The following is a 23,354-nucleotide window of genomic DNA, read 5'->3' as shown; positions in this document are numbered from 1 at the left end:
TTTAAAAGTAATAATAAACTATTAACTTAAAGATACTTACTGATCACAAACTAATGCAATTAATAAATTAATCCTAATCTATTAAACTAATATCATTAGTTTGAAAAGCTTTTCAAAATAAAAAATGTTAACTATCTATCTTTTTGAGAGGGGGTGATATCTAACAAAACATGAAGAATAAAAAACAATGGGAAAGGAGAGAAGTACCCATAAAGAAAAACAAATACCTTTGAGGGAGGGGGTATCATGATCAGATTTATTTCTACTAGCAATAAAACATAAGAAATGAGAAATAATAAAGTTTTTAAAAACATTAATTGTAATCGCTTACACTTTCATCATTAGCTTTATCGATACTGATGCCAAATCATTATATTAAAGTAGGACATTGGCAACTATCTATCTTTTGTTAGGCGTAAAGAATAAAAGAAATGGATAGTTAAATCAATAAATGGTGAAGTGATAAGGAGTCTCTAGATAATTGGAGGTAGTGAGATGAGAACAAAGCGAATTTTAATTACAGGTTTGATTTCCATTATGATCGCTAATATTTTCTTTATCCCAAATGATGCTCAAGCATCTGATAATCTAGTCAATGTTCAAAGCAATTTAATTCAATCTATTCAAAATTTACAAACCGATTTACAGGAACTGGGACAACAACAACTACTAATTAATCAAAGTGCCCTTGAACTATTAACTCAACCGGAACTATCTATTGAGAATTATGAGGAATTAACAGTCTTCCAAGATTCTTTTAAAGACAATGCTAGATTATGGTTGGATGATATTAAAACACAAAATGCTCAATTCATTCAGAATATTATATCTTTCAACAATGTAGTAAATTCATTTTATGAACCACTTGTGGAGTTATCCCAAAACGTTAATAATGACCCCGAAAGTAAGAATCAACTTATTGTAGGATTAACCTATATACTTGATCAAGTGGAACTCATACAAGGTCAGACAGATAATAATCTATTAGATACAGGAAATTTAAACTCTACTATTAATAGAGAACATGAGGAGTTTTCTGTTGCAATTTCTTTAGCAAGAGATGATCTTACAAACGAAGAAAGTAGGTTAGAAGAGTTAAAAACTGAACTTGATGAATTAAAAGGAGAAAGAGAACAAATAGTCGCATTTATAGTAGGTTCTAGTATTGGATTCACAGGTTCTACTCTTGGGTTAATTGCAGCAATTGGTGCAATAACAATAGCAACAGGACCAACTACTTGGTTGATAGTAGGTTTAGTAGGATCAGTGTTTGCCTTATCAGGATCAACAGCAATTTTAATAACGCAGAGTAAAAGATTACATAATATAAATCATGATATTGCAGAAATATCAAGGGAAATTGCTGAGATCAATCTTGATGTGTCTATTATGAATATCAATGAAATTTCAATGGATCAGTTTGCAAACAGAGTAGATGATATCCCCATTGAAAATGTAAATAACACCTTAAATTTAATTAAGGATGAGTTAGAAAATACAATTTTTCAGATTCAATTTTCTGCATCTATTGATAACAACTTCTTGGTAAATTTATTTACAGAACTTAGAGATTCTATGAATCAAGTTTCAGATCAGGCAGAGATTATTCAATCCTTTAGTCAATTGCCTTTATTAGAGTTAGATCTAGATGAAGAACTATACGAACAAATAGATTAAAAAATGATTTAAATATGTATCCAATATTTTAGTAACTTGAGAGGAGAATGTTGTTTATGAATAAGTATATAACTAAGGTGCTTTGTATTGTATTAACTATCACATTAGGTTTTAGTATGATTAGTCCTAGTTTTAAGGTGTATGCTAATGAAGAAATATCTTCAGAGGAAGTCATAAGCCTTGAGGGATTATTTGATGGTTTAGAGGAGGCGTCCACGGCGTTTGCTATAACAGAGGCCTATGCTATGACTGCTACAACACAAACGAGAATCGTGTTTGATAAAATTGAAGAAATTTCTCGGAATGTAAATTTAGTTCAGCCCTTAGAAACTCACCTCAATGATATTAATGGGGCTGCAACAACATGGCTAGATGAGATAAAACCCCAAATGTTACAAGTAAATCAAGATATTATTAGTTGGACTAACACGCAGGCTGCTTTTGCTGCTCCGTTGAGACAAGCCTATGAAAATAACGATAAAGATAATTTTATACTTGGACTCAGTCTTTTACAAGCTGAGGCAGAAGGCTATCAGATGGTTGTAGGTGAATTAGAAGAACAATTAAACTCTTACAGAGATGAACTTGCAGATATCGTAGCAAATCTAGCTACAGATTTTAATACTATTAAAAATGCAGTAGAGGGGGAAGATGGTCAATTAGCAGTATTAAGAAGTGAATTAGATACTTTAAATTTGGAACTTGAAAGTTTAAATAAACAAATTACTGGTCTTGCCTTTGGAGCAGGCGGAGCAATAGTTTTAGGTCTAATAGGAGCTGCTGTCTCTACTGCATTTCCTTTAGTTGGTGGAGTGATGATGTTTACAGGTTTTGTTGCATTTTGGGCTCAAACAGGAGTTTTGATAGCTTTAGCAGAAAAAAGGGAAGACATATTGAGAGAAATCGCCGCTAAAACTGAAGATTTAAACCAAACAGAATTTGAATATGGGGTTTTAGCACACATTATGGATGACACAGATATCCTACGAAGCAATACTCAACTGGCATTTGAAGCTACTGAAGGATTAAAAAGCCAATGGGTTATTATGGGAACAAAAATAGAAAATCTTAAAAATAAGTTGGAACTTGATTGGGAAAATAGTTTCTTTTTACCATATCAAATAGATATTTTAGAAACAGAAGCAAATCAACTTAACGAGTTCGCACGTGGTCTGCAGTTAGAATATGATTTTACAATTGAAGACCTAAACTAAGATAAAAAAGAAAAACCATGTTAGTCAAACCTTCTTGATCGATCATGATAAATGATTGTTTCAAGAGGTTTGGCTAGATTTACAAGTTAAGTGATCATCGATGTTATACAAATATGAATAAGGGGGAAGGTGCATTCTTTAATCATTTGATTATGAATTAAGGTATACTGCACCAGCTGTGATGTATTCCTATATGAAAAATTTAATTATTGTCGTCTTCAGTCTGTTTCTATTAAGTGCATGTTCAACGAATGATCCCATTAACATTTTTGAAATGATGTCAGCACTAGAAGAAAATGATGTCCCTTTAAAATTTAAAGAAAAACTAGAACTCTCTATTGGGGAATCGTATAAATATCGAATTGACGGTGAAAAAAGTGAAATCATTATCTATGTTTTTGATAGTGAAAAGGAAAGGATGAAAGCAATAGATGAAATTCCTTGGATCTATTCAAATGATAGCGTAAGCTTGGGCAACATCTATATCACATACACTCCTTATGGTGAAGTTGAAAAGATAACGCTATCTGAAAATCTGAATCGTACCATAAACGAGTTAAGGACTGCGGATTGAATCATATAAACAGCGATATGTAATATCAAATAGTGATTTAACTTTTTATCACAATATACATAAAAGTCTAAAGGAGATATAAAAAATGAGAAAATTAATTCTATTATTATTCTTGAGTGTACTACTTTTAAGTTCTTGTACAAACACAAGTTCAGATGATTCAGAAGTGATAGCGGAGACGAAATTTGGAAATGTAACCAAATCAGAAATGTATGACCTCATGAAAGAGCATTATGGGGAAAAAATATTATCCGATGTGCTATACGATAAAATTCTCTCGCAAGATTATACAGTCACGCAACAAGAAATAGAGAAAGCCCTTGATGATTTAAAAGAACAACTAGGATTATCTTATTTACTAGTGTTGAAACAATTGGGTTTACATACTGATGAACAGATCAAGGAGATGTTAAGAATACAAATACTACAGCAAAAGGCTGTATTAGAAAATATAGAAGTTAAAGAAAATGAGATTAGGGAGCACTATGACAATCTTGTCCCTGAGGTTAAGTTAAGTCAAATAGTGGTGAAAGATGAAGAGACAGTGAAGGAAATGGAACAAAAACTAGATGAAGGTGCTAGTTTTGAAGAATTAGCAAAGGAGTATTCTACAGATGCTGATTCGGCAACTAAAGGTGGAAATATCGGATGGCATGCCCTTGAATTAGGAACTGATTTAGAAAAAAATCTTTCTTCACTTGATATAGAAGAGGTAAGTTCTCCTATAAAAGAAGGAGAGGAGTATTTCATTATAAAAATTACAGATCGACAAGCGATGAAGTCTTTTGATGAAATGAGGAATGAAATAGAAGATGAACTAAAGCTTTCTAAAGTGAAACCAGAAGATATTGTTACAGCTTTACAAGATAAAATTGATCAAGCGGATATTAAAATTAAAGATGATGATCTTAAAGATGTTTTTTCAGATTTAGAAAATACGGTTATACAGTAATGAACAAATCAAATCTATTAACATAAGGAGAAAATAAAAAATGAACATGAAGAAAAGAGTTTTATTTAAATTATGCCAATTTTTAATGTTTGCAATGGTTTTCACTTTGCTTCTACCAGAAGGTGCTTTGAAAGTAAACGCTCAGGAACAAGGGATTTACCTTTATGAACATTCAAATTACGGTGGAAGAGAGCTTTATTTTGGTCCTGGGAGGTACAATTTAGATGAAGATTATGGATTTGATGATAGATTAAGTTCGTTAAGAGTCGTAGGTAATTTTGGAATGACCCTTTATCAAGATGATTGGTCAGATACATCAGAAACATTTTATAGCAACGACTCTACTTTAACAAATAATAAAGTAGGTAATGATAAAGTATCAACGATTACTGTTTTTGAAGTGCCTGGTGGAGGAGAAGGAGTTTATCTTTATGAACATGCAAACTATGGAGGAAGAGTTCTTCATTTTGGTCCTGGGAGGTACAATTTAGATGAAGATTTTGGTTTTGATGATAAATTAAGTTCGTTAAAAATTGTTGGAAATTATAGTGTGACTCTTTATCAAGATGACTGGTCAGATACAGATGAGACATTTTATAGTAACGATGCTAGTTTAACAAATAATAGAGTAGGTAATGATAAAGTATCCACGATTATTGTAAACGAACTGCCAAAAGCTGGAGAAGAAGGTGTTTATCTTTACGAAGATTCAAATTATGGGGGAAGAGTTCTTCATTTTGGTGCTGGAAGATACAATTTAGATGAAGATTATGGTTTTGATGATAAACTAAGCTCGTTAAAAATCACCGGAGATTATAGTGTGACCCTATATCAAGATGATTGGTCAGATACGGATGAAACCTTTTATAGTAACGATAGTTGGTTAGGAGATAATAGAGTAGGCAATGATAAAGTATCCACGATCATTGTTACTAAACTCCCTGCTGCTGGAGAAGAAGGAGTATATCTCTACGAAAATTCAGATTACGGAGGAAGAGAGCTTCATTTTGGTGCTGGAAGGTACAATCTAGATGAAGATTATGGTTTTGATGATAAATTAAGTTCTGTAAAAATTATCGGAGATTATAGTGTGACCCTTTATCAAGATGACTGGGATTCTGGAGAATCCATTTTTAACCAAAACAAAATTGAAACCTTTTATAACAACGACTCTAATTTAACAAATAATAGTGTAGGTAATGATAAAGTATCTACGATCACTGTAACCAAACTACCAGAACTACCCTCTAATGCACAAGAAGGAGTTTATCTATACGAACATGAAGGTTACGGAGGAAGAGTTCTTCACTTTGATTCAGGAAGTTACGATTTAGATAAAGATTATGGCTTTGGTGATTTATTAAGTTCCTTGAGAGTTGTAGGAGATTATGTAGTGATTCTATATGAACATAAATGGTCAGGTACTGCTGAAATCTTTGATAACGACGATCCTAGATTGGCTTATAATTTAATCGGTAATGATACGGTAACTTCGATAAAGGTTTTTAACATCGCTGATTTAGAAGAAGATTCGTATACTTTTCAAGATTACTTGGATGTAATGACAACGATAAGCTCTAGTACTGAGACCCAGTCATATTTGCCTAATGCTGCTCAACATCTAAATACCGCTCAAAATCGTGCGATATCTTGGATAGATGATATTCAACCACTTGCTCTTCCAGTCATTCATGATTTAATTCAATATAATGAGGAATTTAATGAAACTTACAACCGTTTAGTGGATCTATCTGATGAGATTTTTAATTCACAACAAGCAAAAGATGAATTTATTCAACTATTAATGGAATTACAAGAAAGGATTGAGGAAGAAGAGGCTAATGTTGAGAATGTAGATAACACGATTAATAGTTTTAAAATAAATCTACGTGATGTAGACAGAGTGAATTTTCAAATGGATTACAACGAAGCTAGTCAAAAGATAATTAGTTTAGAAAGTGAAATCAATAGCTGGGAAAGAAGTATAGGGGATGAAGACAAACCAACACCAAACAGTGATATTCAAAACAAAAGAATTGAGTTATTTTATGTAAACCAAATTAGTGATCAATTAGAGGACATCCTGAATGTGATTGATGGAGCGTATTATTATTTAGATAGTGGTTTAAGTGGGTTACAGAATCAATGGAGTACATTATCTTTAAAGTTTGATAGGCTGTTAGAAATTATTAGAGACGAAATGGATATTGATTCTTTCTTTTTGATTGCATATTTAAATGATGCTATGTTGAATTGGGATGATATCTTAGAGCTAGCTTTAGCTATTCAAGATAAAATGCAATTTGGAACAACAGCCAAAAATTTAAATGCACAGATCGTTGAAGGCGGAATTCAATTAACTTGGGATCATGCAGATATTATGGAGCAGTATTTTGCAGGACAATTTTTTAACTATCAAATCTACCGAGATGGAAAATATGTGACTCAAACAGCATACAAATCTTTTACACATGAACTTGATCCTTCTGAGATGGCTGAACCTCATGACTATACTGTACGACTGTTTGTTTACGAGTACTATGATACTTCTCCTCCAACATTACTAATTGGAGAATTCAGTGATCCGGTTACTGTAGATGTTGTTGGAACAACGGCCAAAAATTTAAATGCCCAGGTCGTTGAAGGCGGAATTCAATTAACTTGGGATCATGCAGAGATTATGGATGAATACTATGCAGGACAATTTTTTAACTACCAAATCTACAGAGATGGGAAATATTTGACTCAAACAGCTTACAAATCTTTTACACATGAACTTGATCCTTCTGAAATGATACAACCTCATGACTATACTGTACGATTGTTGGTTTACGAGTACTATGATATTTCTCCTCCGACATTACTAGTTGGAGAATTCAGTGATCCGGTTACTGTAGGTGTTGTTGGAACAACACCAAGGAATATAAATACCTAGTTCGTTGAAGGAGGAATTCAATCCGGAATTCAATTAATGTGGGATAATCCTGAACAGATTATAGAGAAATATTGATTTCCATTGTATTAGTTTCAAAAAAACTACAAGTTATATGCTCAATTAACTTGTAGTTTGTGTTCATTTATAAAGCTGGAAATTTTTCATTCATATATTGATTTGGAACTTCAATTTTTCCTCTGCAGATGAATTTAATAATCTGTTTAATTTTTTAAGTTCTTTATCAATAATAATAGTCAAATTCGTTAAATCTTATTACCCTTGACAGACATCTGTTTTAGATTGTTCCAACGACTTGATTTTTGTGCGGTCACCTCTGTGGAGAAAACAAAAGAGTTCCATTTCATCTCTTCTATTCCACTTATTTTACAACTGGAAAATACAAATATTAAATCTGGATTTTGCCCAATCACTATTCCTTCTCCTACCTTCTCAATAATAAATGTAAGATTAAAAAAAGTTACTTCTTTGCCTATTAATGCATTAGCGACATTAGTAGTAGGATCCTCACAACATACACATTCCCCTTTTGTATTTTTTTGAATCGGTTTTACATCTGGAATCTTTTTTTCCGAAATTGGCAAAAATTGAACTATATTGCAAATGGGTATATGAATTGGATTGCCTGAACCAACAGGAGATTTATCTATTCCGGAAACAATAAAGTTTTTGACTTCCGTAATTTGAATATTAAAACCTCCAAACTCTGAACGTATTACAATTTCTTCTCCTCTAAATTGTTCTAGAGCAAATTGCATTGGGCAGACGCAACAATCGCAAATTGATTTTTCAAAGTTAACAAACCTCTCCTTTAAATTTGGAGGAGACAAAGGTTCATTTGTCATTTCTTCTATTCCAGGTATCTTACAACTGGATAAAATTATTGTTGAGCCGAAAGGTGGTTCAATTGAGGTTATATTTCCAAATACTATTCCTTCACCTACCTTTTCAATAATAAATTCAATAATCAATGATGATAAAGTTAATTCGATTCTAATAGATACTTCTTTGCCTATTAATGCATTAGCAACATTGGTAATAGGATCCTCACAACATACACATTCCCCTTTTGTATTTTTTTGAATCGGTTTTACATCTGGAATCCTTGTGGTTGAAATTGGCGAAACAAAAAGGATATTGCAAATTGGAATATGAATGGGGTTTCCTTGACTTGGTTCTCCCACTACTATTCCAGACACAATAAAGTTATTTACTTCTATAATTTGAATTGTAGAAGTTAAAGTTTCTGAAAGTATAAAAACTTCTTCTCCTTTAAACTGTTCTAAGGCAAACTGCATCGGACAGACGCAACAATCGCAAATTGATTTTTCAATGTTGAAAGACATCTCCTTTGGAATTGGAAGAGATAAAGCACCATTTGTCATTTCTTCTATTCCACTTATTTTACAACTGGAAAAAACAACTATTTCATTGGGATTCTGCCCAATCACTATTCCTTCACCTACCTTTTCAATAATAAATAACCCTTCTAAAATAGATACTTCTTTACCGTTTAATGCATTAGCAACATTGGTAATGGGATCCTCACAACATACACATTCCCCTTTCGTATTTTTTTGAATCGGTTTTACATCAGGAATCGTTGGAGGAATAACAAAAAATATATTGCAAATCGGTATATGAATTGGATTATCTGAACCAACAGGAGATTTATCTATCCCCGACACAATAAAGTTTTTGACTTCAGTAATTTGAATATTAAAATTAATAATATCCCCTCCTAATTCTAGAGAAAATATATCAACTTCTTCTCCTCTGAACTGTTCTAAAACAAACTGCATCGGACAGACGCAACAATCGCAAATTGATTTTTCAAACATGTTTTTTTCACCTCTTTTTTTGAGTTTCAGGGCGAATATTTTTCTATCCTTCTATTTTATGAAAAATCCAATTTTTTGTGTGGACTCCTGTCTATCCTTTTTAAGACAGTAAACTTGATGTAAATGGTGATTCTACTGATCAATTCTTAACAGAACAACAAATAGAATCTCGATAAATTGGTGATTTTAAAATAGATTTTCATCTTTCTTACATAAAAAATGGATATCATCAATTTAACCATAATTTTACTTTAGATAGTTTATAAATCTTTAAAAGAAATTTTTTCAACTATAGAAAGTATAAGTGGTCTAGAAACCCACTAAGTAGGAGGGTGAACATGAAACTTGCAGAAGCATTAATATTAAGAGCAGATTTACAAAGAAAGATATCTGAATTAAGACAACGACTAGATAGAGTGGTTAAAGTTCAAGAAGATGAAGAGACTGTATAAGATCCAAAGGAACTATTTGCAGAAATACAATGTTCAATTAATGAATTTACTAGTCTAGTAAAAAAGACCAATAAAACAAATTCTTTATCAAAATTTGATTCCTCACAAAGTATTGCTGACGTATTAGCTAAACGAGATGGTTTTATGCAAAGAAAAAAAGTATTGGATGGAATGTTCGAACATTCAGCAATAATACAAGATCGATATAGTAGATCAGAGATTAGATATCAAAGAACAATTGATGTCCGTGAAATTCAAAAAGAAATAGATAACGTTTCTAAAAAATATAGAGAATTAGATTTTAAAATACAAGAGAAGAATTGGAATATAGATTTAATAGAATAGCTTAATTTGTGAGTGTAGGTCCATACTCAATAAAGTTTATAAATAGCCCAATCTTTCCTATTCCAATTTTTCTTAATTATACAAAAATGTACACTACAGGTAGACTTTTTTTAAGTGTCTACTCTATAGGGTACACTTTAGAGAAGGAGCCAAAGCTTTTTTGAAAAAGTTTGGCTGCTTGTTTATCTCTGGATTCACTTAAATTAAAATCAATCGTTTTTCTTTCTGAGTCAACTGCACGATATAAATACATCCATTCCCCTTATACTTTCACATACGTTTCATCCAATCTCCAAGAATCGTTGCTTGTCTTCCAATGACATCGTACTTTTTCGTCTAATTCAGGTCCGTATTCTTGGACCCATCGCATACCCACTTTAGGATAAGGATAGATTCGGTGATCTATATCAAGGTTTAAGGTGTTCAAATAATGACTCAATGATGTCCTCTAAAGAATATTGAGGTTTCCACCCAGTTAGCTCGAAAAATTGGGATGAGTCCATACCAAAAGATGATTTTCTACTTTCGGGGTTTATTTTAAAATCAACCTTTAAGCCATATTTTGATTCAGCTACATTCGCTACCATATTTACAATTTCTAATATTGAGTGTGAATGACCCGTTCCTAAGTTATAAACAGATTTCCAATTTCTAGAGTCTGTTTTTATCAAGGCGGTTATTGCATCAGCTGCATCCCTTACATCTAATCTCTCAATTTTCTGCTCTCCACCCAATATTTCTACTGTTTCATTATTGAGCACTTGATTAATAAGCTTTGTAATCATCTCAACAGGTACTAATCCTTTTAAACCGCCAGATAATGCTGATAATCTTAATGAAGTCCCGAATGTATGTTTATTGATTAAATGTACGTTTTTCACCATTAACTCAGTTGCATACTTGGCTTGAGCGTATACAGTCTCAGGTATTACAGATGTATTTTCTGACCATTTTGGCAACTGTTTTGTTCCATACACACTTTGTGAAGAGATGTTGATAACAGCAGGAATTTGATGTTCAATTGCTGATCTAATAAGTTTATTAGTGAAATATAAACTGTTTGCAATTTGCTCATTTGTAAAGTGTGGGCGCGCAAAACCACAATGAATCAAATAATCTATCTGCCCTAATTGTAAGTTTCCATTAAGAAGATCATTATTATCATAACAAGAAACATTGTCATTCTCTCTATAAAATGATTTAATTTTATCCTTTTTTCTACTAAATGCTAAAATATTATAGTTTTCAGATGATAATCGTTTAATTAAGGCTTGTGCTAGAAAGCCATTTGCTCCTGTTATTAAAATACTCTTCTTTAGATTAAGTGATTGTTCATGTATCTGTTTTGATAATTGCTTAATTTTTAGATTGTTTTCTAATGAAATTGCTTTATCTGTCGTTTGCCTAACCCCAAATTTACTATAATTTAATTTTAGTGAATCAATGGGTGATTGAATTTCCAACCAATCTTTAATACAACTTTCGACCTCATTAAACCCCAACATAGCCCTTAGACCTGAATTTCCAGAAAATCGTGGATTCATTTCGAATATTTTTAGACCATGGTCAGTCAATCTTGCTTGAATATTTAAAGGTCCCCTATGCCCTAAATCTCGAAGAGTTGGGAGTAACTTATTTATTTCAGACCATATATAGTCATCATCGTAAGGAAGTATTTCGATTGGCACACCATTTTTTAATTTATTATATGATGCCATTTTACCTATCATTTTTCCTTCTTTATTTGTAACTACCTGAATAGAGATTTCGGAATGTTGAGAATTAATTCGTTTGGAAATTTGATTTAAATATGTTTCACGAAATGGATCGCCTTGTTTTGGAATTGCTAATTCCTGAATGATATGATGATCAGACAGTCTATTTAAGTCTTCTGTATTCAATAATATCTCAATCCCATTTGAACCAGAGCCACCTCGCGGTTTAGCAATCAATGGGAATTTAACTTGATCAATCCATGAATCTATATCGAATAGATTATAACTTTTCACAAAAATATCAGCGATAGGAGTTAGTCGCTCACACATTTTGACCTTATCTCTTGTCAATTCAATTAACTCTTTTCTTGACACTATTACTTTTATTCCTTCTTCAGTTAATTTTTCTATATTTTGAGATAAGATTAAAGCATCATCATCTAAGCCTGGAATGATGATATCAACAGCATATTTTTTACATTTATTGATTAACTCATGAATATAATCGTTTGAATATATAGTAGGGACGTAATCCATTTCATCACATTCATAACCACCAAAAGCAAAAGGATTTATCCCTAATCCAATTGTTTTAATAGACAGTTTTGATAAGTTGCAGGAAGTAATGACTGATTGCCCAACACCACTTCCTACACACATGATAGCAATACAATACATACCATTTCTCAACATATTACCCCATTTCAATTTAAGTTAATAACCTATTCATGGTTCGATAATAATTCATTCAGATGATGTATTACTGGCGCTTGTTTGAATAAACTCGATGATATCACAAATTTGTTTCACTTCCTGATTCGTTACCCCCCCATAAAACGGCAAAGATAAGACTTTTTCAACTTTTTCATGAGCTATAGGTAGATTTTTTTGCTGAGCTGATGGAAGATCTTGATACCATGAGAAATTACTGCATAATGGATAAAAATACTTTCGAGTGAAAACATTGTAATCTTTCAACATTTCATGTAATTGATTACGATTCATGCCAAATTCTCTCTTATCTATCTCAATAACAAAAAACTGATAGCTACTTTCCTGTTTTTTATGTTTTGTTAATATTCTAATCCCAGGAATTGACTTTAAATTTGTTTCATATAGTTGTTTTATATGATGACGTTTTTTTCGCTCCTCTGGCACTAATTTAAGTACTTCTAATCCAACTGCCGCTTGAATTTCATTTAGTTTAGCGTTTATACCAGGTAATTCTACTGTTTCTGGGCCGCTAATTCCAAAATTTTTAATTAACTGGAGTTTTTTACTTAAAGTTTTATCTTTAAATGTAACTGCACCTCCTTCAATAGTGTTAAATAATTTGGTGGCGTGAAAGCTGAATATCGTCATATCCCCAAACTTCCCTATTGAATTGCCATTAAGCTTTACTCCAAAAGCATGAGCACCGTCATAAATCACTTTTAAATGATAATTATCAGCAACTTTTTGAATTTTATCTACTTCACAAGGGTTACCAAAAACGTGCACACCTAGAATTGCACTGGTTCGCTCAGTGATTAGAGATTCAATCTTATTGGCATCTATATTTAAAGTTACATGGTCAATATCGCAAAAAACAGGAGTTAATCCATTCCATTCAAGTGCTGCAACTGTGGCTGGAAATGTAAAAGGTGTTGTAATCACTTCTCCAGATAACTCCAAAGATTTAATACCTAACAAAAGACCAAGTGTTCCATTGCTAAACAATGATAAATCATCTACAGTTAAATAATCTTTTAATGCTTCTATCAATTCTTTATTTTTAGGACCATTATTTGTAACCCATTTACTTTCCCATATTTCTTTCAACTGATTATTAAAATTATCTAAACTTGGTAATAATGATCTAGTAATCATAATTGGTTCATTAAATTTATTAATCACAGTTGATCTCCTTTAACTTAACCATTATTTTGATAACTCGGCTCAAACAGATGCCCTAGTTGAGGTGTCAACTATAAAACTTTAACAGCTCTTTTTTTAACATTTTCAAATACTTGGAGTTTTTTTCTTTCATCCCATAAATAATGATCTCCCCATTGCTTAGCTATATCGGTTTTTCGAAGCCCTGTTTTTAATTCTGACAATCGGCTGTTAAAATAATCAAAACCTAAAAATTTATAATGTAAAAGCTTGACTTCTTTTTTGATTGTTTTTTTAACATTTCCTACAGGATTAGCCTCATGCCTACCAACAGAAAAGTTTATATTTTTAATCTCATTCGGATTAAAAATCATAGTTTTATCATAAACTTGAGTTCTAACACCAAACTTTATACTTTCATACAAAGGTTTGTCACTATTGGGGAATGAATCTGAAACCATGTCATAACCTTCGGATTCAATAACTGTGATCCCACTGAAAGTACAGTCTTGTAGATAACCTCTAAGATTAGGATTATATACATGTTCATCTATGTTACAGGTGATAACCCAGTCGGCTTTGCTTTGTTTCCAAAAATGGTTGTATAGATTGTTTGCTGACAGTATCATAGAATCACCTTGTATTTTAAATCTGTCCACAATTACTTTGGGATGCGAACGTAGAATTGATAATGAATTATCTGTTGAATCATTGTCATAAATATAATACTGGTCAACTATGTTGTTATAATGCTTGAAAAAATATGGTAGCATTTTTTCTTCGTTCCAGCATAGGGCATATAAATGAATGATCACGTGAATCACTCCTCATATAGGTTTAAGTTAAGTGGAAATATTAATGTTAATTCATCATATGATATTCCTTTCAACAGTCAGAAATTACTTTTAAAATAAACTTAAGATTATCAAGGTCATTTGAAATTAAGCCTTCATATATTGGTCAACTACCCAGAGCTAAAGCAGTGGGCTTATAAGTAGCACTTTATCAATCATCACTCCTACGTTTGACTAGCTGACGAAAGCTCTTCTCTTTAATATTAAGAGAAGCATTGTAGTCGGCATAGGCAACGTATCCACACTTTGTACAATTGAATTCAAATTCAGATATTCGATTTTCATTATCTGTATGACCGCTGCTTCCTAATTCAAGATGTCTTATTTTCCCAAGGGAAATTGCGATAAGGAGATTAACAAAGATTTCAATGTATTCCTCACCAATAATTTCTCTAGCATTTTTACGGTCACTATCATAAGGTGAAATAAGCGCTATCAATGTAATAATTCCTGCATTATTCTTAAGCTTTGAAACTTCATCAATACGACGAATATTTTCCACACGGTTACTTTCTTTAATACCCAAGTTTTTATTCAACCCATGCCGTACATTATCGTCATCAAGTAACATCGTGTGGTATCTCATGGATACTAAACGGTTTTCGACTTCATTCGCAAGTGTTGTATTTTCCTGAACCTGAAAGACCAGTGAACCATAACGTTAACGCTTTCTGTCCTTTTTGTTGCGCACGAATCTCTCTCGTAATATCAGTCTCTTGCCATAAACCGTTTATAGATCTACGAAGTGTATGATCAATTATCCCACACATTGATATCATATTTGTTAAATGATCGACTAATATTAATCCATCCAATGGATCGGGTTTATATAGAAAAACATTATTATTATTAATTATTCTTAGTGTTATTTTGATGTATGTATTATTTGCACTTGGGTACGTAGGAATATTTATTGGTGGTGCAATAGTTTTTGCCATTTTATTTAGAGGTCTGTACCTATTGAATGAAATTCATAAAAACACGATCAAAATAAGAGAAATCACTGTAAAAAATGAACTTAAAAATGAATCAAATAGTTAGACGGATTGGAATGAGATATGATCATTTTTTTAATAACTGCTTAATTTAAGAGCAGTTATTTTTTGTTTTTCACCCCATTGTGATTATCATTTATAATTGAATTTGGGGAAAATGAACATTTCGTGATCAGTTGATGAACGAATTGTTAAAGCTGTGCATTTGGGTTCACTTAATTCCTTAAAATGTATATACTTTTTCAAAAAAATTAAATAGAATAATTCATAATAACATAGTATTTTTTAATACTTATATTTCTCAAATCCCCTCATTGTAAGTCAAGATCTAAGATTTTCTAACCCATTTAAGAACATAAACAGTTCGAAAAAAATATCCTTTATGGAAAACGGTTTCAAGAAAAAGCTAATCTATATGTCTTATTGTTCAGCACATAAATCTTGTCAATATAGGAGGTTTTATAATGCCAAAAAAAGTATTTAAAAGCGAGGAAGGCAAAAAGCTGTTATATGAATCCTATGATATATTATTGAAGATGTGGGATGTGGAAGTTGAAGAACATGATATTGCAACAACCTATGGGAGAACACATATCATTGAAGCCGGTGATATAACCAAACCTGCCTTAGTATTGTTTCATGGTACTGGTGATAATTCATCACTGATGTGGGTTCATAATATTCAAGAATTTACAAAACATTTTTATGTAGTTGCAGTAGACACCTTGGGAGCGGCAGGGAAAAGCGAACCAAATGAGTTGTTTTTTAAAAGTTTCGATGAAGCAAAATGGATTAATGAAATCATGAATACTCTTAATATTAAAAACGCTCATATGATAGGAGTTTCCTTCGGAGTAATTTTAATGTTGAATTATGCGATTCATTATCCTGATCGAGTAAATAAATTGGTAGGAATGGCAGGACATCTTCCTATCAAAGTAAACGGATTTAAAAAATCCTTATATACTCTTAGAACGATCAAAGTGTTCATGCCAGAAATATTAAATCCGAATAAAAAAAATGCTGTAAAATTATTTAAGAAGCTAAGTGGTCCAAATATTGTATTGGATGATGAAAATGATGAGGTATTCAAACATTTCTATTATATTTTCAAACACAGTATTCCCTTAGTTCGTAATATTGCATCACATGACATCCAAACATTTTCACAGTTCAAAGATAATGCCTTATTTTTAATTGGTGATTACGACAAACTTGTTTATAAACCAGATATAAAACAAGCATATGCAGAACTTGGATTGAATTTAAAAATTATTAAAGATGCCGGTCATAGTATAAATGGAGAACAACCAGAATTAATTAATAAAAAAATAATTGATTTTTTAGTCGACAAGGAAGCTTTGATTATCTAATTTCTATTATGTTGCTTGAGAATTAATTGTTGTTCAAATAGAATTAAAATAAAAGAGCTAAGATACAGCTCTTTTTATTTTAAACAGGAGATGGCAACATATATGAAAAAACAAGTGAAACTTAATGAAATTATTGATGTGATGGAGACGCAATTTGAAGGAACAAGTACATATTTGAATCTGAAAACTTACGAAGTAGTTTCAGTATCTGGTGATGATATGAGAATTGCTGAGGACGAAGAGTCGTTTGACCATCTCCCTGAGTGGCAACAAAAAGATATACAAATCGCTATAGATGTATTAGAAAACTTTGAAGATTACTTAGAAATCCCAACAAAATTTGAAATCAGTGAGTATAATATGATGGAGCAATTTATTGATAACTTGAATGACCAAAAGAAAAAAAGTGAGTTATTTAATTCAATACAAGGCAAAGGTGCCTTCAGAAGATTTAAAGATAAACTATATGATCTAGAAATTCATGATGAGTGGTATACATACAGAGCTGAAGGTTTTAAGCAAATAGCGTTAGAATGGTGCAATGACAACGATATACAATGTATTGAATAGAATAAGAAAAAAATAAGCATCTATTCTGTGGTCTTATTTAACATTTAGGGGGATGAATAAAATGGAATCCATGTTTAACCTAAAGTATCTACTAAGCAATATAACACGATTTTATAAAAGTATCCTCTTTGATTGTCGGAACATATGAGTTGAATGATGGTAAAGTGTATACCCAAAAACCTCATACAGAAGATGAGCTTTATTATATAATTAAAGGTGAATCACATATGTTCGTAGATGAGAATCATTTTTCGGTGAAGGGTGAGAACATGTTGGAATTACTGCATATTTTTGATGAAGATATGAATTTGATAGGTAAACAACCTAGAGATAAAGTACATAAAAAAGGATACTGGCACGAAACTTTTCATTGTTGGATCACAGTGAGAGAGGAAGAAGATACATTTTTATTATTTCAAAAAAGAGCTTCGTGTAAAGCGGATTATCCTAATTTTTTGGATATTACTTCAGCAGGTCATTTACTTGCAAGTGAAACTATTAAAGATGGTGTAAGAGAAGTAGAAGAAGAATTGGGATTGAAAGTGAAATTTGAGGAATTAATTTCAATTGGCATCATTAAAGAAGAAATAAGAACAGAAGCCATCATTGATAGAGAGTTTTGTCATGTATATTTATATGAAGCAGATATAATTCCAAAATTTAAACTCCAGCAAGAGGAAGTTGCTAGCATTTTTAAAATAAAACTAGATGAAGTGATCGAACTATTTGAAGGTCATTTAAGTGAGATAAAAGCAATAGAAATAAATAACAAAAACGAATGCAAGGAAAGAGTAGTTTATAAAAAACATATTTTAAATGATAGTGGAGGTTATTATCAACAAATATTTGATTTTATTAAAAAACGAAATTAAGGACGATGCTTTTTGAAACATTTTGATAAAAGATATTAGATGATAATATAAATAATAATTTTCCAATTAGGAGTGAAATTTAATGGAACAAATCAAAGTAGAAATTGTTGAACCAAATCATCCCGATTTACAACTATTAATTTCAAAATTAGATTCAGAACTATCAAAGAAATATCCACCTGAAGCAATCTTTACAATTGATTTTGAAAAACCTAATATATCTGAAACGATTTTTTCAATCGCATATTATGATCATATCCCTGTTGGGTGTGGTGCTATTCGCCCCCTTGAAAAGAAAGTTTTAGAGCTAAAACGCTTTTACGTAGATCCATCATATCGCAATAAAGGAATTGCCTCAAAATTATTAAATTTTTTAGAAGGCAAAGCGAAAGAACTTCAATATGAAGTTATCAAATTAGAAACAGGAGTTAAACAGTCAGAAGCTATTAGTTTGTATAAAAGGCATGGTTACAATGAGATCGAAGCTTTTGGAGAATATATATACAGTAAGTCAAGTTTATGTTTTGAAAAAAAGTTAAAAAAAACGGGGGATTAAAATAAATGAACATCCAAATAGTTTTGTTTGAGGGATTTGGCGAAATGGTTGCTTTGGCTCCATATGAAGTTTTAAATAGAGCTAAGGAAAATGGAGCACCGTTTCATGTTCAGTTAGTAGGCAGTGGTCGTAGTTTACAATTAAAAGCGTCTTATGGTGTGCAAGTTTTTGTAGAAGAGCATTTACGAATTAGTAATAGGCCGGATTTGTTGATCGTTCCCGGAGGTGGTTGGAATCATCAATCTATTCATGGTGTAAGAAACGAAGTAGAAAAAGGGTACTTACCTAAAATGTTTTCAGAAATGTCTAGTTTAGGAACAATCATTGCTGGAGTATGTACTGGAGGAATGTTGTTAGGTGCATCAGGAATTTTAAAGGGAAAAAAAGCAACCATGCATCACTTAGCAACTGAAGAACTAAAAACGTATGGTGCTGAACTATTAAATTATAGAATTGTGGACGACGGAGATGTGATCACTGCACGTGGTGTTACTTCTGGAATTGACTTAGCCCTGTGGATTACTGAAAGGTTTGCTGGTTCTCAAATTGCAGCTTCTGTAGAAAATAGAATGGAGTATGAACGTAGAGGTGTGGTATGGCAAAGAAAATAAGCGGTTCTCAAATTGAAACACTCATTTTTGCACATCGGGGTTCAAGCGGCACTCACCCAGAAAATACAATGGTTTCATTCCAAGAAGCTCTTCATGTTGGTGCAAACGGCATTGAGCTTGATGTTCATTTAACAAAAGATGGAGAAGTTGTCGTTATACATGATGAAAGGGTGGATCGAACTACAAATGGAACAGGTTTTGTACATGAAAAAACACTAAAAGAGTTGAAACAATTAGATGCTGGTAGTTGGTATTCTTATCACCATAAAGGAGAAACAATCCCAACTCTAAATGAAGTTTTAGAATGGATAAGTAATAAAAATTTGTTGCTAAATATTGAACTTAAAAATGACATTATACAATATGAAGGATTAGAAGAGAAGGTGATTCAATTAGTTCATAAATATGATGTATCTGAGTCTGTGATTATATCATCTTTTAACCACTATAGTTTAGTTAAGGTAAAGCAGCTTGATAAAGAAATAGAGACAGCTGTTCTTATTTCTGATATTTTATATCAACCATGGCATTATGTGAAAAGTTTAGGAGCATCAGCATTACACTGTTCAAAATCATTTGCTTTTTCAAAGATGATCACTCAAGCACAACAACAAATACCTATTAGAGTATTTACGATCAATGATGAACTGGAAATGAAACATATACTGTTAAATTGTTTATCTGCGTTGATGACAGATTTCCCAAGTGAAGCTGTGCAATTAAAATCTATTCTAAAATAAACAACGACGATTAAATAATAACAACGTTAGGGATTTATTTTTTATTCATCTACATATTATTCTTTTATTAGTGTAAAATGAATGGGTATAACCGACAGTTAGATATTCCCTATAAGGAGGTGTTAAGATATGAAAAAGGTAGAATTTAAAAAATTCACACCTAAAAGTGTGTTTAAAACAATAATGTACTTCATGATTATACCGTCAAGTTTATGTATAATCGGAGGATTAATTGCGTTGTTGGTTGGTGTAGCAACCGGAGATTCAGCAACGATAGGTTTTGCTGTAGTTATTATGCTTCTTTACCCACTAATGTTTATAGGATTGTACGGATTATTTGGAATGTTATATGCTGTAGTTTATAATGCATTAGCACAAAGATTCGGTGGATTAGAAGTAATGATTGAAGAAGAAGATGATACTATTGAAATTGAAAACGCTTTTAATCAATAAACATTCCATAAACATAAATATAATTTATGTTTAACTAGCAGAAGAATAAGAGTTCTAATACATAAAAAAGGAGTGGGTTTTTACTCCTTTTTCTATTCCTCTGTCTTCGCTTATGAGGCTTGTAAATTGAAAATAACAACTCTCCTCTAAAATCTTTTAAATTCCCAGACCCCTCCTTCTTTCCAAATAAATAATGGCCATCATGATGTGTTTTTTTATTTTTTATAAGTTTAATTTCAGTATCTTGTGATTTCACAGAATCTACAAGTTTTTTTTTGTGTTTTTTCACAGGATATACAAATTTTGTGTGATATAAAACACACTCAATTTTTTCTCTTAAAACTAGAATGATAATGAGAAAGGATGTGGGAAAATTTGAAAAATGGAATTATCATATTCTTAGTGAGCGTACTAGTTGGTCTAGGTTCGGGGTATTTATTTTATCAAAGTAATGACACTGGTGATCAAACGGCCACGCCACCTAATAATGAAGAACAAATAGCAACTGAAACAGAAAACAATGAAGAAAATGTTGAAACAGTAAGTAACTTACCTGGAGAAGAATTGTTTGTGGCAAATAGCTGCCTAAATTGCCATTCAATCTCCAAACTGGGAATTGAGGGTGGAGTCACAGGACCAGATTTATCTGATGCTTATAAAAACGTGGAAGATAAACATGGCAAAAAATTAGAGGATTTTCTTAAAGAACCAACCTCAGCAGTCATGTCAGGTGTCATTAGTGGAAATCCACTAACAGATGATGACCGACTAAAGATCGTAGAAATGTTGAAAAAAGCATCTGATAAATAAGAAATTATTGGAGGTGTAGAGGATGAAAAAGATTGTTACAGCGATTTCAGGAGTCGTTATTGGTTTTTTATTAGCAACGGTGTTTTTTGCGGACTTTACGGATATTGGACCAAAAAGTGTAGCAGATTCAAATGAAAAGAGTAATTCAGAAAAAGTTTATGTTCCTTTCGGAGAGAAAGATGAATACTACTTGTTTGCATCTGGAGGACATTCAGGGCAAATGTTCATCTACGGTGTTCCTTCGATGAGGCATATTCGAACAGTTCCAGTGTTTTCACAGGATTCTGCAACTGGTTATGGATGGGATAAAGAAACAAAAGAGATGCTCGGTGGGTATACTTGGGGTGACCTACATCATCCAGCTTTCTCAGAAACAGATGGTGATTATGATGGCAAATATATGTTTGCAACAGATGTAGGTAATAGCCGAGCAGCAGTGATGAACTTGGAAACGTTTACAGTTAAAGATATCATTAGTATTCCTAATACAAGTGGACCTCACTGTGCAATGTTTGTAACTGAAAATACGGAGTATATGTTCTTACCTACTCGGTTTGCTGTACCGATTGGTCACAAATATGAACCTCTAGACGATTATAGCGAAAAGTATCGAGGTGTTATGTCAGCAGTCACCTTTGATGAAAAGAATGAAAAATTAGGTATTGCTTATCAAATCGCACTCCCACCATGGTCTTATGACTTATCTGACGCAGGTAAAAAGATGTCAAAGGATTGGGCAGTAATTACAACTTATAATACAGAAGAAGCAACTACCAATTTGGAAATTAATGCATCACAAGCGGATCGCGACTTTATTCTTTTGTTTAACTGGAAAGAGATAGAGAAGATGGTCGAGAATGGTCAGTATGATGAAGTAGAAGGACAAAAAATGATTTTCCCTGAAAAACATAAAGGTGCGATGTACTTAATTCCAGTTGCAAAATCTCCACATGGCGTCGATGTAACACCAGATGGAACGAGATTTATCGCTTCAGGAAAACTAGCACCGGCAATGACTGTATTTTCATTTGAAAAAGCATTTAAAGCTATAGAAAATAAAGAATTTGCAGGGGAACGTAACGGAATCCCTATTCTTAATTATGAATCTGTTATGGAAAGGGAAGCGAATCCTGAGAATGCATTAGGACCATTACATACTCAATTTGATGATGAGGGAATGGCTTATACAACGATGTTCATTTCTTCTGAAATCGTAAAATGGGACCCTAATACAGGGGAAACACTTGACCGCGTTCCTGTCCAATATTCACCGGGGCACTCTGTTGCAGCTGAGGGAGATACAGTATCACCTGATGGAAAATACATTGTTGCTTTAAACAAAATTGCGAAAGATAGCTTTTTATCTGTAGGACCTTCACATCCTGAGTCCATGCAGCTTATTGATCTAAGTCAAGAAAAAATGGAAGTTATTCAAACGGCGCCTGTTAACCCGGAGCCGCATTATGCTCAGATGATAAAAGCAGATAAAATTAATACCATTACCGTTTATCCTAAAGACGAAGCAAATCCAAACGCAGTTTATAGTCTAGAAGATACAAGAATTGAACGAAAAGGTAACGAGGTTCATGCTTACGGTATTGCAATGAGATCAAAATTTGTATTTGATGTTAATACAGAACGTCCAGATGTCATTGAAGTTAATGAGGGTGACAAAGTGACTATTCATTTAACAAATATTGATTTAGATCAAGATATTACTCATGGTTTTGCAATAAACGGTTATGACCTGAATATAGAAATCCAGCCTGGTCAAACGAATACAGTAGAGTTTGTTGCTGACAAAGCAGGAACATTCCCAGTATATTGTACAAATTTCTGTTCAGCGTTGCACCAAGAAATGACAGGATATTTATTGGTTAAACCCAAAAATTAATTTGTACGGATTTCTAGGGGTATCTTAT

21 protein-coding genes and 2 pseudogenes are annotated in these 23,354 nt (G+C 32.3%); 17 read left to right on the top strand and 6 right to left on the bottom strand.

Annotation, left to right across the window (positions count from 1 at the left end; all coding sequences use genetic code 11):
* The first annotated feature begins 495 nt into the window (after positions 1-495).
* From EPK97_RS03975 to EPK97_RS03955, 5 genes are all read left to right on the top strand, one after another.
* Positions 496-1,677, top strand: coding sequence for an HBL/NHE enterotoxin family protein (locus EPK97_RS03975; protein ID WP_162035280.1), 1,182 nt, complete (start codon positions 496-498; stop codon positions 1,675-1,677).
* A gap of 56 nt (positions 1,678-1,733) precedes the next feature.
* Entirely contained in the window at positions 1,734-2,891 is a 1,158-nt protein-coding gene (locus EPK97_RS03970; protein WP_162035279.1) for an HBL/NHE enterotoxin family protein, read from the top strand.
* Positions 2,892-3,084: 193 nt separating this feature from the next.
* Positions 3,085-3,465 carry a hypothetical protein gene (locus EPK97_RS03965; protein WP_162035278.1) on the top strand — a complete coding sequence of 127 codons (381 nt, stop codon included), beginning with the start codon at positions 3,085-3,087 and terminating at the stop codon, positions 3,463-3,465.
* 85 nt (positions 3,466-3,550) lie between these two features.
* Positions 3,551-4,417, top strand: coding sequence for a peptidylprolyl isomerase (locus tag EPK97_RS03960; RefSeq protein ID WP_162035277.1), 867 nt, complete (start codon positions 3,551-3,553; stop codon positions 4,415-4,417).
* 40 nt (positions 4,418-4,457) lie between these two features.
* Positions 4,458-7,352, top strand: a complete 2,895-nt coding sequence (locus tag EPK97_RS03955) for an HBL/NHE enterotoxin family protein (RefSeq protein WP_162035276.1) — start codon at positions 4,458-4,460, stop codon at positions 7,350-7,352.
* 263 nt (positions 7,353-7,615) lie between these two features.
* Here the strand turns inward: EPK97_RS03955 and EPK97_RS03950 are convergent, their stop codons facing one another.
* Complete coding sequence (locus EPK97_RS03950; RefSeq protein WP_162035275.1) at positions 7,616-9,211, bottom strand: hypothetical protein; 1,596 nt, start codon at positions 9,209-9,211, stop codon at positions 7,616-7,618.
* Between the two features lie 338 nt (positions 9,212-9,549).
* Here EPK97_RS03950 and EPK97_RS21655 point away from each other — a divergent pair, with 338 nt between their 5' ends.
* Positions 9,550-9,663 carry a DIP1984 family protein gene (locus EPK97_RS21655; protein WP_240903672.1) on the top strand — a complete coding sequence of 38 codons (114 nt, stop codon included), beginning with the start codon at positions 9,550-9,552 and terminating at the stop codon, positions 9,661-9,663.
* A 12-nt stretch (positions 9,664-9,675) separates the two neighbouring features.
* Positions 9,676-10,008, top strand: a pseudogene (locus tag EPK97_RS03945) (DIP1984 family protein); the annotation flags it as partial.
* 133 nt (positions 10,009-10,141) lie between these two features.
* Here the strand turns inward: EPK97_RS03945 and EPK97_RS03940 are convergent.
* The 5 genes and pseudogenes from EPK97_RS03940 to EPK97_RS21650 all read right to left on the bottom strand — a co-directional run.
* Positions 10,142-10,378 (bottom strand): annotated as a pseudogene (locus EPK97_RS03940) (DDE-type integrase/transposase/recombinase); the annotation flags it as partial.
* Between the two features lie 37 nt (positions 10,379-10,415).
* Positions 10,416-12,413 carry an NAD-dependent epimerase/dehydratase family protein gene (locus tag EPK97_RS03935; RefSeq protein ID WP_162035274.1) on the bottom strand — a complete coding sequence of 666 codons (1,998 nt, stop codon included), beginning with the start codon at positions 12,411-12,413 and terminating at the stop codon, positions 10,416-10,418.
* Between the two features lie 54 nt (positions 12,414-12,467).
* Complete coding sequence (locus EPK97_RS03930; protein WP_338075643.1) at positions 12,468-13,619, bottom strand: DegT/DnrJ/EryC1/StrS family aminotransferase; 1,152 nt, start codon at positions 13,617-13,619, stop codon at positions 12,468-12,470.
* A gap of 71 nt (positions 13,620-13,690) precedes the next feature.
* Positions 13,691-14,413 carry a glycosyltransferase family 2 protein gene (locus EPK97_RS03925; protein WP_162035273.1) on the bottom strand — a complete coding sequence of 241 codons (723 nt, stop codon included), beginning with the start codon at positions 14,411-14,413 and terminating at the stop codon, positions 13,691-13,693.
* 190 nt (positions 14,414-14,603) lie between these two features.
* A complete protein-coding gene (locus tag EPK97_RS21650; protein WP_240903671.1) occupies positions 14,604-15,023 on the bottom strand; it encodes an adenylyl-sulfate kinase in 420 nt (139 codons plus the stop codon).
* Between the two features lie 302 nt (positions 15,024-15,325).
* Between EPK97_RS21650 and EPK97_RS03915 the strand changes: the two genes are divergently transcribed.
* From EPK97_RS03915 to nosZ, 10 genes are all read left to right on the top strand, one after another.
* Entirely contained in the window at positions 15,326-15,493 is a 168-nt protein-coding gene (locus EPK97_RS03915; RefSeq protein ID WP_162034556.1) for a hypothetical protein, read from the top strand.
* A 418-nt stretch (positions 15,494-15,911) separates the two neighbouring features.
* On the top strand, positions 15,912-16,820 hold the full coding sequence (locus EPK97_RS03910; protein ID WP_162035272.1) for an alpha/beta fold hydrolase: 909 nt from the start codon (positions 15,912-15,914) through the stop codon (positions 16,818-16,820).
* A gap of 102 nt (positions 16,821-16,922) precedes the next feature.
* The gene (locus EPK97_RS03905; protein WP_162035271.1) at positions 16,923-17,390 is read left to right on the top strand and encodes a UPF0158 family protein; all 468 of its coding nucleotides are present in this window, start codon (positions 16,923-16,925) and stop codon (positions 17,388-17,390) included.
* Between the two features lie 128 nt (positions 17,391-17,518).
* Positions 17,519-18,262 carry an NUDIX hydrolase gene (locus tag EPK97_RS03900; RefSeq protein ID WP_162035270.1) on the top strand — a complete coding sequence of 248 codons (744 nt, stop codon included), beginning with the start codon at positions 17,519-17,521 and terminating at the stop codon, positions 18,260-18,262.
* Positions 18,263-18,344: 82 nt separating this feature from the next.
* Positions 18,345-18,818, top strand: a complete 474-nt coding sequence (locus EPK97_RS03895; RefSeq protein ID WP_162035269.1) for a GNAT family N-acetyltransferase — start codon at positions 18,345-18,347, stop codon at positions 18,816-18,818.
* A gap of 5 nt (positions 18,819-18,823) precedes the next feature.
* Positions 18,824-19,429, top strand: coding sequence for a DJ-1/PfpI family protein (locus EPK97_RS03890; RefSeq protein WP_162035268.1), 606 nt, complete (start codon positions 18,824-18,826; stop codon positions 19,427-19,429).
* Positions 19,414-20,169 (top strand): glycerophosphodiester phosphodiesterase, encoded by a 756-nt coding sequence (locus tag EPK97_RS03885; protein WP_162035267.1) that lies wholly within the window; start codon positions 19,414-19,416, stop codon positions 20,167-20,169. Before EPK97_RS03890 ends, EPK97_RS03885 begins: the two co-directional genes overlap by 16 nt.
* 129 nt (positions 20,170-20,298) lie before the next feature.
* Positions 20,299-20,622: a hypothetical protein gene (locus EPK97_RS03880; RefSeq protein ID WP_162035266.1), complete on the top strand. Its 324-nt coding sequence runs from the start codon at positions 20,299-20,301 to the stop codon at positions 20,620-20,622.
* A 375-nt stretch (positions 20,623-20,997) separates the two neighbouring features.
* A complete protein-coding gene (locus EPK97_RS03875; RefSeq protein ID WP_162035265.1) occupies positions 20,998-21,432 on the top strand; it encodes a c-type cytochrome in 435 nt (144 codons plus the stop codon).
* Positions 21,433-21,454: 22 nt separating this feature from the next.
* Entirely contained in the window at positions 21,455-23,326 is a 1,872-nt protein-coding gene (gene nosZ, locus EPK97_RS03870; RefSeq protein ID WP_162035264.1) for a Sec-dependent nitrous-oxide reductase, read from the top strand.
* The last annotated feature ends 28 nt before the right edge of the window (positions 23,327-23,354 follow it).

Origin of the sequence: Chengkuizengella sediminis, assembly GCF_010078385.1 — a bacterium.
Lineage (GTDB): Bacteria > Bacillota > Bacilli > Paenibacillales > KCTC-33759 > Chengkuizengella > Chengkuizengella sediminis.
Note: the sequence above shows the minus strand (reverse complement) of the source record. Positions and strands in the feature narration are given on the sequence as shown.